This window comes from Sphingopyxis sp. 550A (assembly GCF_053569535.1).
The window spans coordinates 3,918,549-3,934,022 of record NZ_CM131615.1 but is presented as its reverse complement, the minus strand read 5'-3'; the positions used below and the strand labels follow the sequence as shown (position 1 = coordinate 3,934,022).

At 65.7% G+C, this 15,474-nt stretch carries 17 protein-coding genes; 13 read left to right on the top strand and 4 right to left on the bottom strand.

Annotated features, from left to right (window positions below):
- Positions 1-19: 19 nt before the first annotated feature.
- The 3 genes from ACVENA_RS19060 to ACVENA_RS19050 are packed head-to-tail and all read left to right on the top strand — an operon-like array spanning position 20 to position 2,201.
- Positions 20-631: a DUF4136 domain-containing protein gene (locus tag ACVENA_RS19060; RefSeq protein WP_449326647.1), complete on the top strand. Its 612-nt coding sequence runs from the start codon at positions 20-22 to the stop codon at positions 629-631.
- Complete coding sequence (locus ACVENA_RS19055; RefSeq protein WP_449326646.1) at positions 628-1,737, top strand: M14 family metallopeptidase; 1,110 nt, start codon at positions 628-630, stop codon at positions 1,735-1,737. The genes ACVENA_RS19060 and ACVENA_RS19055 overlap by 4 nt, the downstream gene beginning before the upstream one ends.
- Complete coding sequence (locus ACVENA_RS19050; RefSeq protein WP_449326645.1) at positions 1,734-2,201, top strand: GNAT family N-acetyltransferase; 468 nt, start codon at positions 1,734-1,736, stop codon at positions 2,199-2,201. Before ACVENA_RS19055 ends, ACVENA_RS19050 begins: the two co-directional genes overlap by 4 nt.
- 101 nt (positions 2,202-2,302) lie before the next feature.
- Here the strand turns inward: ACVENA_RS19050 and ACVENA_RS19045 are convergent, their stop codons facing one another.
- Positions 2,303-2,755 carry an Hsp20 family protein gene (locus ACVENA_RS19045; RefSeq protein ID WP_449326644.1) on the bottom strand — a complete coding sequence of 151 codons (453 nt, stop codon included), beginning with the start codon at positions 2,753-2,755 and terminating at the stop codon, positions 2,303-2,305.
- 200 nt (positions 2,756-2,955) lie between these two features.
- On the opposite strand from ACVENA_RS19045, the gene gpmA reads away from it, so the two are divergent.
- Positions 2,956-3,642, top strand: coding sequence for a 2,3-diphosphoglycerate-dependent phosphoglycerate mutase (gene gpmA, locus ACVENA_RS19040; RefSeq protein WP_449326643.1), 687 nt, complete (start codon positions 2,956-2,958; stop codon positions 3,640-3,642).
- Positions 3,643-3,730: 88 nt separating this feature from the next.
- Here the strand turns inward: gpmA and dapD are convergent, their stop codons facing one another.
- Together dapD and ACVENA_RS19030 are read right to left on the bottom strand one after the other, a co-directional pair.
- Positions 3,731-4,570, bottom strand: coding sequence for a 2,3,4,5-tetrahydropyridine-2,6-dicarboxylate N-succinyltransferase (dapD, locus tag ACVENA_RS19035; RefSeq protein WP_449326642.1), 840 nt, complete (start codon positions 4,568-4,570; stop codon positions 3,731-3,733).
- Positions 4,567-5,244 (bottom strand): pyrimidine 5'-nucleotidase, encoded by a 678-nt coding sequence (locus ACVENA_RS19030; RefSeq protein WP_449328968.1) that lies wholly within the window; start codon positions 5,242-5,244, stop codon positions 4,567-4,569. The genes dapD and ACVENA_RS19030 overlap by 4 nt, the downstream gene beginning before the upstream one ends.
- Positions 5,245-5,365: 121 nt before the next feature.
- Here ACVENA_RS19030 and ACVENA_RS19025 point away from each other — a divergent pair, with 121 nt between their 5' ends.
- Positions 5,366-7,756 (top strand): S8 family serine peptidase, encoded by a 2,391-nt coding sequence (locus ACVENA_RS19025; RefSeq protein WP_449326641.1) that lies wholly within the window; start codon positions 5,366-5,368, stop codon positions 7,754-7,756.
- Here the strand turns inward: ACVENA_RS19025 and ACVENA_RS19020 are convergent.
- Complete coding sequence (locus tag ACVENA_RS19020) at positions 7,753-8,247, bottom strand: DNA-deoxyinosine glycosylase (RefSeq protein WP_449326640.1); 495 nt, start codon at positions 8,245-8,247, stop codon at positions 7,753-7,755. The two genes, ACVENA_RS19025 and ACVENA_RS19020, sit on opposite strands and share 4 nt — an antisense overlap.
- A gap of 320 nt (positions 8,248-8,567) precedes the next feature.
- Here ACVENA_RS19020 and rpsL point away from each other — a divergent pair, with 320 nt between their 5' ends.
- The 8 genes from rpsL to ACVENA_RS18980 all read left to right on the top strand — a co-directional run bounded on the left by rpsL (position 8,568) and on the right by ACVENA_RS18980 (position 15,466).
- A complete protein-coding gene (gene rpsL / locus ACVENA_RS19015; RefSeq protein WP_037515637.1) occupies positions 8,568-8,939 on the top strand; it encodes a 30S ribosomal protein S12 in 372 nt (123 codons plus the stop codon).
- 73 nt (positions 8,940-9,012) lie between these two features.
- A complete protein-coding gene (rpsG, locus tag ACVENA_RS19010) occupies positions 9,013-9,483 on the top strand; it encodes a 30S ribosomal protein S7 (protein ID WP_257546171.1) in 471 nt (156 codons plus the stop codon).
- 96 nt (positions 9,484-9,579) lie between these two features.
- A complete protein-coding gene (gene fusA, locus ACVENA_RS19005) occupies positions 9,580-11,673 on the top strand; it encodes an elongation factor G (protein ID WP_257546156.1) in 2,094 nt (697 codons plus the stop codon).
- A gap of 118 nt (positions 11,674-11,791) precedes the next feature.
- A complete protein-coding gene (gene tuf, locus ACVENA_RS19000) occupies positions 11,792-12,985 on the top strand; it encodes an elongation factor Tu (protein WP_257546154.1) in 1,194 nt (397 codons plus the stop codon).
- A gap of 147 nt (positions 12,986-13,132) precedes the next feature.
- On the top strand, positions 13,133-13,444 hold the full coding sequence (gene rpsJ, locus ACVENA_RS18995; protein WP_011543089.1) for a 30S ribosomal protein S10: 312 nt from the start codon (positions 13,133-13,135) through the stop codon (positions 13,442-13,444).
- Between the two features lie 318 nt (positions 13,445-13,762).
- Entirely contained in the window at positions 13,763-14,536 is a 774-nt protein-coding gene (gene rplC / locus ACVENA_RS18990) for a 50S ribosomal protein L3 (RefSeq protein ID WP_257546144.1), read from the top strand.
- A gap of 2 nt (positions 14,537-14,538) precedes the next feature.
- Positions 14,539-15,165 (top strand): 50S ribosomal protein L4, encoded by a 627-nt coding sequence (gene rplD, locus ACVENA_RS18985; RefSeq protein ID WP_257546142.1) that lies wholly within the window; start codon positions 14,539-14,541, stop codon positions 15,163-15,165.
- A complete protein-coding gene (locus ACVENA_RS18980; RefSeq protein ID WP_033074355.1) occupies positions 15,158-15,466 on the top strand; it encodes a 50S ribosomal protein L23 in 309 nt (102 codons plus the stop codon). Before rplD ends, ACVENA_RS18980 begins: the two co-directional genes overlap by 8 nt.
- The last annotated feature ends 8 nt before the right edge of the window (positions 15,467-15,474 follow it).

The window sequence follows — 15,474 nt, the reverse complement described above, 5'->3', positions numbered from 1 at the left end:
TGTGGCGCATGATGCGCAGATGATGCGTCATCTTTCCGTCGCCCTGCTCGGTGCAGCGGCGCTTGCGCTAGGCGGCTGCGCGACTGCGGTCCCGCCCGTCGAAGTCACCCGCTTCCATAACGCCGTTCCCGGCTGGGCGCCGGGCACGCGCTACGCGGTTGCGACGGCGCCACTCGACGGCGCGGCGGCGGCTATGCCCTCGCTCGAATGGAACAGCTACCGTGCTGCGGTCGATCAGCAGCTCCAGCGGCAAGGACTCGTCGCGGCGGGCAGCAACGAAAAGGCGCCTTTGCTCGTTCGCATCGCGTTCGAGCGCAGCGAGCCGCCGCCTGCTGCCCGCCGCTCGCCCGTCTCGGTGGGGGGCGGCGGTTCGACCGGCAGCTATGGATCGGGGGTCGGACTCGGGCTCGGGATCAATCTCGGCGGCGGACCGAAGCGCATGGCCGATCTCCAGTTGTCGGTACGCATCGACGATGCCGCGACCGGACAGGCGATCTGGGAAGGCCGCGCGCTGACCGCGGTGCCGGTGAAGGCGCCCGCCGCGCAGCCGTCGCTCGCCGCCGCAAAATTGGCCGGAGCTCTATTCAAGGACTTTCCCGGCGAATCGGGACGCACTATCAGCGTCCCATGACTATCAGCATCAACGCCGCGTTCGACAGCGGCAATATCGTCGTGGACAGCGTCGAGGGCCCTTCGGCGCGTCTTTCCATCCGCAAGGATCGCGAATCCGATTTCTATCAATGGTTCCACTTTCGCGTCGCCTGCAGCGTCGGCGACCCGCTGGAACTGGCGATCACCGGCCTAGCGAACTCGGCCTATCCCGACGGCTGGCCCGGCTATGCCGCCGCCGCGAGCTATGACCGCGAGCATTGGTTCCGCCTCGACACCAGCTATGATGCCGGCACGCTGACGGTCCGCCATACCGCCGAAGGACCGCTGCTCTGGATCGCCTATTTCGCGCCCTATTCGATGGAGCGCCACCATGATCTGGTCGCAACGATCGCCGAATGCGAGGGGGTGGCCTATCGCTGCCTCGGCACCAGCCTCGAGGGCCAGCCGATCGACTGCCTCGAAATGGGCAGCGGCGATACGCAGGTCTGGCTCTATGCGCGCCAGCATCCGGGCGAATCGATGGCCGAATGGTGGATGGAAGGCGCGCTCGAAAAGCTCACCGATCCCGCTGACCCTCATGCGCGGTCGCTGCTGGGCAAATGCCGCTTCCATATCGTCCCGAACATGAATCCCGACGGGTCGCGGCGCGGCCATCTGCGCACCAACTATGCCGGGGTGAACCTCAACCGCGAATGGGACAATCCCACCATCGAGCGCAGTCCCGAAGTGCTGTGCGTGCGGAATGCGATGGACGAAAGCGGCGTCGACTGGGCGATGGACGTCCATGGCGACGAGGCGATCCCCGCGGTCTTCCTCGCGGGTTTTGAAGGCATTCCGTCGCTGAAGGACGCGCAGATCGCGAAATATCGGGCGTTCCAGACCGCGCTTGCCGCGAATACCCCCGATTTTCAGGTCGAGCTCGGCTATGAATTTTCGGCGCCGGGCCAGGCGAATCTCAGCATGTCGACGACGCAGCTTGCCGAGCGTTTCGGTGCGGTGTCGATGACGCTCGAAATGCCGTTCAAGGATAATCGCGACCTGCCCGACCCGGTGCAGGGCTGGTCGCCCGAACGCTCGAAGCTGCTCGCGCACGCCTGTCTTCAGACGCTCGACCAGATGCTGTGAGCGATAGCTGGCGGATCGTCGAGGATGATCTGTCGGGTGCGCCCATTCGGGCGCTGCTCGAACGGCATTTCGCTGGGATGCTAGCCAATTCGCCGGCCGGAAGCTGTCACTTCCTCGATTTCGACGGCCTGCGCGCAGGCGGCGTGACTTTCTGGTCGATCCACAAGGAGGGGGTGCTGGCAGGCTGCGGCGCGCTCAAGATGCTGGATGGCACGCACGGCGAAATCAAGTCGATGCGCACCGCCGACGCTTTCCTTCGTCAGGGCGTCGCCGCGCGGATGCTCGGCCATATCATCGCCGAAGCGCGGAGGCACGGCGCCGAGCGGCTCAGCCTCGAAACCGGATCGGGCGCAGCCTTCGAACCCGCGCTGGCGCTCTACCGGCGCCACGGTTTCGAGGATTGCGAGCCTTTCGCCGATTATCGGCCGGACCCGTTCAGCCGCTTCATGACCCGGCGGCTCTAACGCGGCGTCGCCGCGAAGACGCGAAAATACCTTATGAAAACGGGGTCCGGGAGAGGGAGCCGGACCCCGTTCTATGCCCCGAAGGGCAAGGCTCAAAAGGCTCAGGCGGCCTTCTTGTCCTCGATCACCGGCTGCACGCCGCCGATCGCGATCTTGTGCGGCTTCATCGCCTCGGGTACTTCGCGCACCAGGTCGATGATGAGCAGCCCGTCGGCGAGATCGGCCTTGTCGACCCGCACGAAGTCGGCGAGCTGGAAGCGGCGCTCGAACGCGCGCGTCGCGATGCCGCTGTAGAGAAGCTGGCGGCCTTCGCCTTCCTTCACCGGCGCCTTGCGGCCGCTGACGGTCAGCATGTTCTGCTGCGCGGTGATGTCGATCTCGTCATTCTTGAAGCCCGCGACCGCGACCGTGATGCGGAAATGGTCGTCGGCGATCTTCTCGATATCGAAGGGCGGATAATTGTCCGCGGAACCGCTCGATTCGAGGAAATCGAACAGTCGGTCGAAGCCGACGGTCGAACGGCGATAGGGGGTCCAGTCGAAGCTGTTACGCATGGGTCATTCCTTCCTGTCAAAGCGAAGCAAAGGGACCGCGGCCCGAATCATGCGACGCGCCGCGATCGCCGTCCGGCCCCGTATCGGCGGCCGGATGCCCCCCATCTGGTAACGGATGAAACCATTTCAAGGGGGCGATTGGCGTTCGGCAAAAACCCGCGCTATGGGGCGGCGAATCCCCTCCAGCCGAAGGACAGACCATGCCGCAGCTCATCCTCATCCGCCACGGCCAGTCGCAGTGGAATCTCGAAAACCGCTTCACCGGCTGGTGGGATGTCGACGTCACCGAAAAGGGCGCGGCCGAGGCGTGGGCGGCGGGCGAGCTGATGAAGGACAAGGGCATCGCCCCCGACGTCGGCTTCACCTCGGTCCAGACGCGCGCGATCAAGACGCTGAATCTGGCGCTCGAGGCGATGGGCCGCCTGTGGCTACCGGTGACCAAGGACTGGCGCCTCAACGAGCGCCATTACGGCGGCCTCACCGGGCTCGACAAGGCCGAGACCGCGGCGAAGCACGGTGACGAACAGGTCAAGATCTGGCGGCGCAGCTTCGACACCCCGCCCCCGCCGCTCGCCGCCGATTCGCCCTGGGATCTGTCGAAAGACCCGCGCTACGCCGGCATCGCGATCCCGTCGACCGAAAGCCTCAAGGACACGATCGCCCGCGTTCTGCCCTATTATGAAAGCGCGATCACGCCCGAGCTCAAGGCCGGCAAGACGGTGCTGATCTCGGCGCACGGCAACAGCCTGCGCGCGCTGGTCAAGCATCTGTCGGGCATTTCGGATGCCGACATCACCGGGCTGGAGATCCCGACCGGCCAGCCGATCGTCTATGACCTGAGCGATGACCTGACGGCGCGCGAACGTTATTATCTGAGCGAACGCTGAAAACCGTCGCCCCCGCGAAGGCGGGGGCCGCTGTCGGCCTTGGACTATCTCGATAGCGGCCCCCGCCTTTGCGGGGGCGACGACAGGATCAGTCGCGCAGCAGTTCGTTGATGCCGGTCTTCGCACGCGTCTGCGCGTCGACGCGCTTGACGATCACCGCGCAATAGAGCGACGGGCCCGGCGTCCCGTCGGGGAGCGGCTTGCCCGGCAACGATCCGGGGACGACGACGGCATAGGGCGGCACTTCGCCGATGAAGACCTCGCCGGTCGCGCGGTCGACGATCTTGGTCGAGGCGCCGAGATAGACGCCCATCGACAGCACCGCGCCCTCGCGCACGACCACGCCCTCGGCGACTTCGGCGCGCGCGCCGATGAAGGCGCCGTCCTCGATCACCACCGGCCCTGCCTGCAGCGGTTCGAGTACGCCGCCGATCCCCGCGCCGCCCGACAAATGGACGTTGGCGCCGATCTGCGCACAGCTTCCCACGGTGGCCCAGGCATCGACCATCGATCCCTCGCCGACATAGGCGCCGATATTGACGAAGCTCGGCATCAGCACCGCGCCCTTGCTGATATAGGCGCCGCGGCGGACGATCGATCCCGGCACGGCGCGGAAGCCGGCGTCGCGGAAACGGTTTTCGCCCCAACCGGCGAATTTCGACGGCACCTTGTCCCACCAGGTCGCGCCGCCGGGCCCGCCCTCGATGATCTCCATGTCATTGAGGCGGAACGACAGCAGCACCGCTTTCTTGAGCCACTGATTGACCTGCCACGTTCCGCTGGCGTCGCGCTCGGCGACGCGGAAGCTGCCGTCGTCGAGCCCGGCGATCGCGGCCTCGACCGCCTCGCGCACCGCGCCGGTCGTGGCCAGTCCCAGCGTGTCGCGCGCGTCCCAGGCGGCTTTGATCGTCGTTTGCAGGTCGGTCATGAAAGTCCCCAAGGTAAAGGAAGGTCGTCGAGCCAATCGGCGATGTCGTTGACGTGAAAGTCGACATGACCCGGCAGGTGGTCGCGATGGCCGCTTTCGCTGCCATTGTCCAGCCAGACGGTCGTCATGCCGAGCGCTTTGGCGGGGGTCAGGTTGCGCGCCATATCCTCGACGAACAGGCTCTTCGCCGGATCGACGCCGAGATGGTCGATCATCGCGGCATAGGCCCCCGCGTCGGGCTTGGGCGTGTAGCGCGTGACGCGAATGTCGCAGATGCCGTCGAACAGGTCGGCGATCCCACGCGCTTCGAGCACGCGTGCGGCATAGTCGGCGTCGGCATTGGTAAAGACCAGCCTTCGCCCCGGCAGCCGTTCGAGGCCCGCGCGCAACCGCGTGTCGATCGTCAGCCGGTCGAGCGCGATATCGTGGACGTCGACCAGAAAAGCCTCGGGATCGACGCCGTGGTGCCGCATCAACCCCGCCATCGTCGTGCCATGGTCGTGGAAATATTGCTTCTGCACCCGCCGCGCCTCGACCGCATCGACATCGAGCAGCCGCATGATGAAGGCGCCCATGCGCGCGTCGATCAGGTCGAACAGCTTCGCCGACGGCGAATAGAGCGTGTTGTCGAGATCGAAGATCCAATTGTCGATATGGTCGATCGGCACGGTCATGGTGATCGGCCGCATAAGGGCCGGGCGGCGCGGCGGCAAGGCGGATGCTTTACTTTGCGGCAACGGCTTTGGGCCTAAACCGGAAAATGCTACGATCATGAGGGGATAGGGGAGACGGGCGATGATGGAGAGCGTGCGGCGCCGTTCGGTCCGGGAGATTGCCCGGCGACCTCTGCCGCTGCTTCTGAGCGTCGCTGCCCTGTCGCTCGCCGGTTGCGGCGGCGGTGGAGCGCGGCCGTCGCCGACCCCTGCGCCGCCTCCGGCCCCTACTCCCGCTCCGACTCCTACCCCTGCTCCAGCGCCCACGCCGACTCCCACGCCGCCGCCGACAGGCAATTTCGACACCGCCGAGACGCGGCGCTCGGACGGGGTGAATTTCCATGGTGCGATCACCGCCTATCAGGCGGGCGCGACCGGGCAGGGCATATTGGCGGGGGTGATCGACGACGGGATCGACGAGGACAGCCCCGAATTTTCCGGGCGCATTTCGTCCGCCTCGGCCGACCTCGCCGGATCGCGCGGCATCAATGCCGAGGGAACGCACGGAACCAACGTCGCGCAGGTGCTGCTCGGCGGCAAGAATGATGCCGGCACCTTCGGCATCGCCTTCAACGCCAGCCTGCTCGTGCTGCGCGCCGACCGGCCGGGAAGCTGTGCGACCGAGGATCCCGATGACGACGAAAGCGGTTGCCGTTTCGGCGACAGCGCGATCGCGGCGGGGCTCGACCGCGCGATCAGCGCCGGCGCGCGCGTCGTCAACATCTCGCTGGGCGGCGAAGACCCGCCCGGAGCGGGGCTGCGCGCCGCGGTGGCACGCGCGACCGCGGCGGGGATCATCGTCGTCCTCTCGGCCGGAAACGAAGGCGATACGACCGCGAACGGCAATGATCCGAACAATCCCGAGCCTTTCGCGCAGGGCCTGCGCGATGCCGGCGGCGGGCTGGTGATCATCGCGGGATCGGTCGACGACCAGGGGGTGATTTCCAGCTTCAGCAACCGCGCCGGCAGCTATGCCGGATCCTATCTCGCGGCGCTCGGCGAGGATGTGTGCTGCGCCTATAAGGATGGGGTGCTCGAGACCGAAGGCAACTTCGTCTTCGTGCTGAGCGGCACCAGCTTTGCCGCGCCGCAGATCGCGGGCGCCGTCGCGCTGATCGCGCAGGCCTTTCCGAACCTGACCAGCCAGCAGATCGTGCAATTGCTTTACCAGTCGGCGCGCGACGCGGGGGCGGCGGGCGACGACGCGGTGTTCGGGCAGGGCATTCTCGATATTGCCCGGGCCTTTCAGCCGATGGGTGCCACGACCCTGGCGGGCACCTCGCGCGCGGTGCGGCTCGACACTGCGCTCGGTTTGCTCGGCGGCCCGATGGGCGATGCGGGGGTAGGGCGCGCGGGGCGCGCGGTCGGGCTCGTCACCGACGGATATGGCCGGGCCTTCAACGTCGATTTCGGTGCATCGCTGATGCCGCGGCGCCCCGATTTCAAATTGTCGGGCGCGATCGGCGGTCTCGTCCGTCAGCAGAGCGCCGCGTCGGACGCGCTGGCGCTTTCGGTCCTGACCGCGCCCGGCGGCGATGCCCTGGCCGGGCTGTCGTACCGCGATGCGCGGCAGGCGCGCACGATCGCGGCGTCGATGATCGCGCGGCTGGACGATCGGACGCGGATCGGCTTCGCCGCCGGGCGCGGCCTCAGCGGCCTCGTTGCCGGCGAACGCGGCGAATCGAACCACGCGATGCTGATCGGCGACGCCGCGCAGGAGGGGCTCGGCTTCGCGGCGAGCCCGGGTGCCGGGCTGTTGCTTCGTCGCGATCTCGGCCATGGACAAAGGCTCAGCTTCACCGCCGAGAATGGCTGGGTGTCGGGATCGCGCTGGCAGGACGATCCGCTGCTTCGCTATCGCTCGGGCCGCGACAGCCGCTATCAGCGGCTGGGGGCGGCGTGGGACGGGCGCTTCGGCCGCCTTCGCGCAGCCCTGGGGGGCAGTTGGGTTCGCGAATCGGACAGTCTTCTCGGTGCGCGGCTCGGTCCGGTGTTCGGAGCCGGCGGCGCGGTCAGCCTCGTCGGCGACGCTAGTCTCGGACTCGATCTCGACGGCGGCTGGAGTCTGTCGGGGGCGTGGCGCCGGATGTGGACGCGGCCCGATCGCGGCGGGTTGATCGCGGGCGGCACGCTCCGCTCGGCCGCCTTTTCGTTCGACATTGCCAAGGCGGGGCTGTTCGGGCCCGGCGATCGGGGCGCGCTGCGCCTAGCGCAGCCACTGCGCGTCACGCATGGCGGCCTCGATCTGATGCTGCCCGTCGCCTATGATTATGACACCGGCGCCGCAACCTTTGCGCGGCGCACCTATAATCTCGCCCCGACCGGCCGCGAACTGGTGGCCGAGGCGAGCTACGCGCTGTCGCTGTTCGGCGGTGATCTCATCGCCAACATATGGTGGCGCGGGGATCCGGGTCACATCGCGGCGCTGCCCGACGACAAGGGCGTGGCGCTCCGTTTCGCGATGGGGTTCTAAAGCGCGGCGCGCAACGCGAGCCAGCGATCGCGCTTCGCCGCAAAGCCGATCGTGTGCGCGGCGCTGCTCGACGGCAGGTCGACGATCGCAATGCCTTCGAGCGGCGGCAGTTGGCGCCGGCCGATCGCCGCCGCCTTGCCGCCGTTGAACGCGATCATGCGGAGGGCGGGCAGATCGGCGACCAATACCGCCAGGTCGTGCGGCTCGGCTTCGCGGATCAGCGAGTCGCTGCTTGTGTGCCGCTCGGCGCTGCGGATCACGTCCCACAGCCCGACCTTCATCGCGTGCAGTTCCGCCAGCCGCTCGGCATAGGGCATCGCCGCGAGCGGCCGGGCGACGACGTCGCCGAGCAGGCGCCAGAACTGATTGGTCGGATGCGCATAATATTGCCGTTCGGCGAGCGATCGCGCACCGGGCAGGCTGCCGAGGATCAGCAGGCGCGTATCGCGGGCGACGTGCGGGGCAAAGCTGGCGTGGCGCGGCGCGGACATGGCAAGGGGATAGCGCGGACGCGGCGGCGCAACAATATTACCGACCGCGAAGCCTCGCCCCTTGACCGACGGGGGAATCGCCGCTAGGGGCGCGCTCGACCGAAAAGGGCGGTTTGCCGCCTTTTTCAGTTACAACAGCGCTTGAACATTGCTGGCGCGGATGGAGCCTCCGGAGGATCAATGCGATTCCGCCGGGGTCTTTTGCTGTTATCAGGTCGGCCGTTTTCCGCCATTTTCGGCGGGTAAGCGGCCGGAGCTTCATCCACCGCGGTACAGTAACCGTTCGCTCTGATGGGCGGACACATAAAGGTGAAGCATTCATGCCCACGATCAACCAGCTGGTCCGCAAGGGCCGGACTCCCCAGAAGGTGAAGTCCAAGGTTCCGGCGATGGACGCAAACCCGCAAAAGCGCGGCGTTTGCACCCGTGTCTACACGACGACCCCGAAAAAGCCGAACTCGGCGCTCCGCAAGGTTGCCAAGGTCCGCCTGACCAACCAGCGCGAAGTCATCACCTATATCCCCGGCGAAGGCCACAACCTCCAGGAACACAGCGTCGTGCTGATCCGCGGCGGTCGTGTCCGCGACCTTCCCGGTGTGCGTTACCACGTCCTGCGCGGCGTGCTCGATACGCAGGGTGTGAAGGACCGCAAGCAGAGCCGTTCGAAATACGGCGCGAAGCGACCCAAATAAGGTCCGCTTTTTCGGCTATTTGATCATCCCGCGACGCTCTGGCGGCGGGATGCTGTTGTAAAAGGAATTACCCATGGCTCGTCGTCGTCGTCCTGAGCGCCGCGAAATCCTGCCCGATCCCCGTTTCGGGGATATCGTGCTGTCGAAATTCATGAACAGCGTCATGCTGGACGGAAAGAAGTCCGTCGCCGAGAGCATCGTTTACGGTGCCCTGGAATCGGTCGAAGCCCGCGCCAAGAAGGAACCGATCGGCGTGTTCCACGAAGCGCTGGCGAACATCCGCCCGAACATCGAAGTCCGCAGCCGCCGCGTCGGCGGTGCGACCTATCAGGTTCCGGTCGAGGTCCGTCCCGACCGCGCGCAGGCGCTGGCGATCCGCTGGCTGATCGCCGCGGCGCGCAACCGCAGCGAAACCACGATGGCCGCGCGCCTGTCGGGCGAGCTGCTCGACGCGTCGAACAACCGCGGCAACGCCGTGAAGAAGCGCGAAGACACCCATCGCATGGCCGAAGCGAACCGCGCCTTCAGCCACTACCGCTGGTAAGGGAAAGCGGGACGCCCTGGCGTCTCGCAATCGTAAATATTCTTCCTATATCGGGAGCGGCCCAACCGGCCGCTCCCCAAATCCAAGGAAAAGACCATGGCACGCAGCCATCCGCTCGAACGCTATCGCAATTTCGGTATCATGGCGCACATCGACGCCGGCAAGACCACGACGACCGAGCGCATCCTCTATTACACCGGCAAGTCCTACAAGATCGGCGAAGTCCACGACGGCGCCGCGACGATGGACTGGATGGAACAGGAACAGGAGCGCGGCATCACCATCACGTCCGCGGCAACCACCTGTCTGTGGAAGGCCGATGAAGGCAAGGGCCCCGAGCATCGCCTGAACATCATCGACACCCCCGGACACGTCGACTTCACCATCGAGGTCGAGCGCAGCCTGCGCGTCCTCGACGGCGCGGTCGCCGCGTTCGACGGCGTTGCCGGCGTCGAGCCGCAGTCGGAAACCGTGTGGCGCCAGGCCGAAAAATACGGCGTGCCGCGCATGTGCTACATCAACAAGCTCGACCGCACCGGTGCCAATTTCTATTATTGCGTGCAGACGATCATCGATCGTCTGGGCGCGGTTCCGGCCGTCCTTTATCTGCCGATCGGCGCCGAAAGCGATTTCGTCGGCCTCGTCGACCTCGTCAACGAGCGCGCGATCATCTGGAAGGACGAAAGCCTGGGCGCCGAATTCTTCTATGAAGAGATCCCCGCCGATCTCAAGGACAAGGCCGCCGAATATCGCGAAAAGCTGGTCGAGCTCGCCGTCGAACAGGACGACGCCGCGATGGAGGCCTATCTCGAAGGCACGCTTCCCGACGTCGCGACGCTGAAGGCGCTGCTCCGCAAGGGCACGCTGGCGCAGGCCTTCGTGCCGGTGCTGTGCGGCTCGTCGTTCAAGAACAAGGGCGTCCAGGCGCTGCTCGACGCGGTCGTCGACTATCTGCCCTCGCCGCTCGACATTCCCGACGTTCAGGGCATCAACCCGGCGAACGACCAGCCCGACTCGCGCGCGACGTCGGACTCGGCGCCGCTCTCGCTGCTCGCGTTCAAGATCATGAACGATCCGTTCGTCGGCTCGCTCACCTTCGCCCGCATCTATTCGGGCACCCTCACCAAGGGCACCTATCTGAACTCGGTGAAGGACAAGAAGGAAAAGATCGGCCGCATGCTGCTGATGCATGCCAACAGCCGCGAGGATATCGAGGAAGCCTATGCGGGCGACATCGTCGCGCTGGCGGGCCTCAAGGAAACCACCACCGGGGACACGCTCTGCGCGACCAACGCGCCGATCATCCTCGAACGGATGGAATTCCCCGAGCCGGTGATCGAGCTGTCGGTCGAGCCCAAGACCAAGGCCGACCAGGAAAAGATGGGCATCGCGCTCAACCGCCTGGCTGCCGAGGATCCCTCGTTCCGCGTTTCGACCGATCATGAATCGGGCCAGACGATCATCAAGGGCATGGGCGAGCTTCACCTCGACATCCTCGTCGATCGCATGAAGCGCGAGTTCAAGGTCGAAGCGAACGTCGGTGCGCCGCAGGTGGCGTATCGCGAATCGCTCGCGAAGCCGGTCGACGTCGACTATACCCACAAGAAGCAGTCGGGCGGCTCGGGCCAGTTCGGCCGCGTCAAGGTCAGCGTCGCTCCCGGTGAGCGCGGTTCGGGCATCACCTTCATCGACGAGATCAAGGGCGGCAACATTCCGCGCGAATATATCCCGTCGGTCGAAAAGGGCATGCGCGAATCGGCCGAAAACGGTCACATGATCGGCTTCCCGATCATCGACTTCGAAATCAAGCTCACGGACGGCGCCTATCACGACGTCGACTCGTCGGCGCTGGCATTCGAAATCGCGGGCCGTGCGGCGATGCGCGAAGTGGCGGCGAAGGCCGGCATCAAGCTGCTCGAACCGGTGATGAAGGTCGAGGTCGTGACTCCCGAGGAGTTCATGGGCGACGTGATCGGCGACCTCAACAGCCGCCGCGGCCAGATTCAGGGCACCGACAGCCGGGGCAACGCCCAGGTGGTCGAGGCCATGGTCCCGCTCGCCAACATGTTCGGCTATGTGAACCAGCTCCGCTCGTTCACCCAGGGCCGCGCGCAATACTCCATGCAGTTCTCGCACTATGAAGAAGTGCCGAACAACGTGGCCGAAGAAGTGAAGGCCAAGATGGCCTGACGGATCGAAGCCGCGCGGACTTGCGCCGCGCGGCAAGACCCTCTAAGGGCGGCGCCTGATTCAGCAGGCTCGTCCGCGACTGATCAACGCAAACACTGAACAAGAAGGTTATACCATCATGGCCAAGGCTAAATTTGAGCGGACGAAGCCGCACTGCAACATCGGCACCATCGGTCACGTCGACCATGGCAAGACCTCGCTGACCGCAGCGATCACCAAGGTGCTCGCGGAAAACATCGCCGGCAACGCGGCCGTCGACTTCGCGAACATCGACAAGGCGCCCGAAGAGCGCGAGCGCGGCATCACCATTTCGACCGCGCACGTCGAATATGAGACCAACGGTCGCCACTATGCGCACGTCGATTGCCCGGGTCACGCCGACTATGTGAAGAACATGATCACCGGCGCCGCGCAGATGGACGGTGCGATCCTCGTCGTGTCGGCCGCCGACGGCCCGATGCCGCAGACCAAGGAGCACATCCTGCTCGCGAAGCAGGTCGGCGTTCCGACCATGGTCGTCTTCCTCAACAAGGTCGACCAGCTCGACGATCCCGAGCTGCTCGAGCTCGTCGAACTCGAAATCCGCGAAGAGCTTTCGAAGCGCGACTTCGACGGCGACAATATTCCGATCATCGCCGGTTCGGCCCTCGCCGCGCTGGAAAGCCGCGACGACAACATCGGCAAGGACGCGATCCTGAAGCTGATGGAAGCCGTCGACAGCTGGATCCCGCAGCCGGAACGTCCGCTCGACAAGCCCTTCCTGATGCCGATCGAAGACGTGTTCTCGATCTCGGGCCGCGGCACCGTCGTCACCGGCCGCGTCGAGACCGGCATCGTCAAGGTTGGTGAAGAAGTCGAAATCGTCGGCATCAAGGACACCAAGAAGACGACCGTCACCGGCGTCGAAATGTTCCGCAAGCTGCTCGACCAGGGCCAGGCTGGCGACAACATCGGTGCGCTGATCCGCGGCGTCGGCCGTGAAGAAGTCGAGCGCGGCCAGGTTCTGGCCAAGCCCGGCTCGATCACGCCGCACACCGAGTTCACCTCGGAAGTCTATGTCCTGTCGAAGGACGAGGGCGGCCGTCACACGCCGTTCTTCGCCAACTATCGTCCGCAGTTCTACTTCCGCACCACCGACGTCACCGGCGAGGTCATCCTCCCCGAGGGCACCGAGATGGTCATGCCGGGCGACAACGTCCAGCTGTCGGTCAAGCTGATCGCTCCGATCGCCATGGACCCGGGTCTGCGCTTCGCGATTCGCGAAGGCGGCCGCACGGTCGGCGCGGGGGTTGTCGCGACGATCACAAAGTAATATAGGGCCGCGAGCCGCGCGATTCGGATCGATTCGCGCGGCTCGTAGCTTAAAGGTTTTTGATGGCCGACCGGCTTCCGCGAGGGAGTTCGGTGCAGGCCATTTCGGCTCTTTCGCATCGTCAGACGGGATTCGACTGGATAAGTCATGGAAACGCAGAATATTCGCATTCGCCTGAAGGCCTTTGATCACCGCGTGCTCGATCAGGCCACCACCGACATTGCCGATACGGCACGTCGCACGGGCGCTCTCATTCGCGGCCCGATCCCGCTGCCGACGCGCATCGAGAAATTCACCGTGAACCGCGGTCCGCACATCGACAAGAAGTCGCGCGAGCAGTTCGAGGTGCGTACCCACAAGCGGCTGCTCGACATCGTGCAGCCCACCCCGCAGACGGTCGACGCGCTGATGAAGCTCGACCTCGCCGCGGGTGTGAACGTCGAGATCAAGCTGGCCTAAATGGCCGGCGTGCTCCGGACTTGATCCGGAGCCCAGGGTAAAGCGGTCGACAGGCCGCGCTGAAACCGCCCTGGGTTCCTGCTTTCGCAGGAACCAATCAGGTTTCGGAGGATACCGCCGGACGTCTTCTTCGGAAGAGATTTGGTCCGGGCTGCGTCCCCCGTCTCGCCGCCAACCTTCGCAGGAAGGCGGCACCTCAGCCCGGACGGGGCGATGCATCGAAATCATGGGCTGGGAGGGTAGTCGCCGGGCTTTGCCTGTCGGCTTCCCGCAAGCCGTGCGGAATGGTCCGCCCGGCCTCTGTTGAGGAGTATGATCATGCGTACTGGCGTGATCGCGAAGAAAATGGGGATGACCCGCCTGTTTCAGGACGACGGCCGCCACGTGCCGGTTACTGTCCTGAGCCTCGAAGGCTGCCAGGTCGTCTCCGTGCGCGATAAGGACCGCGACGGCTATGTGGCCGTTCAACTGGGTGCCGGCTCGGCCAAGGCGAAGAACGTCGCCAAGCCGCAGCGTGGCGCCTATGGCAAGGCCGAGGTCGAGCCCAAGGCGAAGCTCGTCGAATTCCGCGTCGCCGACGACGCGACGCTCGACGTCGGTGCCGAGCTTTCGGCCGACCATTTCGTCGCCGGCCAGATCGTCGACATCCAGGGCGTGACGCAGGGCAAGGGCTTTGCCGGTGCGATGAAGCGCTGGGGTTTCGGCGGTATGCGCGCGACCCACGGTGTTTCGATCAGCCACCGTGCGCATGGTTCGACCGGTAACCGTCAGGATCCGGGCCGCGTCTTCAAGAACAAGAAGATGGCCGGCCACATGGGCGCGCGCAATCGCACCCAGCAGAATCTCGAAATCGTCCGCACCGACGTCGAGCGCGGCCTTCTCTTCGTCAAGGGCTCGGTCCCGGGCTCGAAGGGCGGCTGGCTGCTCGTCCGCGATGCGGTGAAGCTGCCGCGTCACCCCGAGGCCCCCTATCCGGCGGGCATCAAGAGCGCGGCCAACACCAACGATGCCCCGGCTGACGCGCCGGTCGAAACGCCGGTCGAAGAAACCGTCGTCGACACCGCGGCCGCCGACGGCGCACAGGAGTCCTGATCATGAAGGTCAAGGTTCAGACCCTCGATGGCAAGGCTGGCGCCGACATCGATCTTAACGACGACGTCTTCGGCGTCGACGCACGTGCCGACATCCTGCACCGCGTCGTCGCGTGGCAGCTCGAAAAGCGCCGCGGTCCCGCCCGCGCCGCCCGCGAGCGCAGCGACGTTGCCCGCACCGGCAAGAAGTTCGGTCGCCAGAAGGGCGGCGGTACCGCCCGTCACGGCGACCGCAAGGCGCCGATCTTCATCGGCGGCGGCAAGGCGCACGGCCCGCGGGCCCGCACCTTCGGCCACTCGCTGAACAAGAAGATTCGCGCGCTCGGCCTGAAGATGGCGCTCAGCGACAAGGCGAAGGGCGGCAAGATCGTCGTTCTCGACACGCTCGAGCTCAAGGACGCGAAGACCAAGGCGCTCGCCGGCAAGCTCGGCAAGCTCGACCTCGGCAACCGCGCCCTGTTCATCGACGGTGACGCGGTCCACGCCAGCTTCGCGATGGCATCGGCTAACCTGATCGGCATCGACGCGATGCCGGCAGCAGGCGCCAATGTCTATGACATCATCCGCGCCGACACGCTGGTCCTGACCCGCGCGGCGGTCGAAAAGCTGGAGGCCCGTTTCAATGGCTAAGGCAAAAACTGTCGATGCGCGTCATTATGACGTGATCCTCGCTCCGGTGATCACCGAAAAGTCGACGCTGCTCAGCGAAAACAACGCCGTGGTGTTCAAGGTCGCGAATGACGCGACCAAGCCCGCGATCAAGGCGGCCGTCGAGGCGCTGTTCGATGTCAAGGTCGTCGGCGTCAACACGCTCGTCACCAAGGGCAAGACCAAGCGCTGGAAGGGCAAGCCCTACACCCGCAGCGACGTGAAGAAGGCGATCGTTCGCCTGGCCGAAGGCCAGTCGATCGACGTCACCACGGGCGTCTGAGCGGCTCG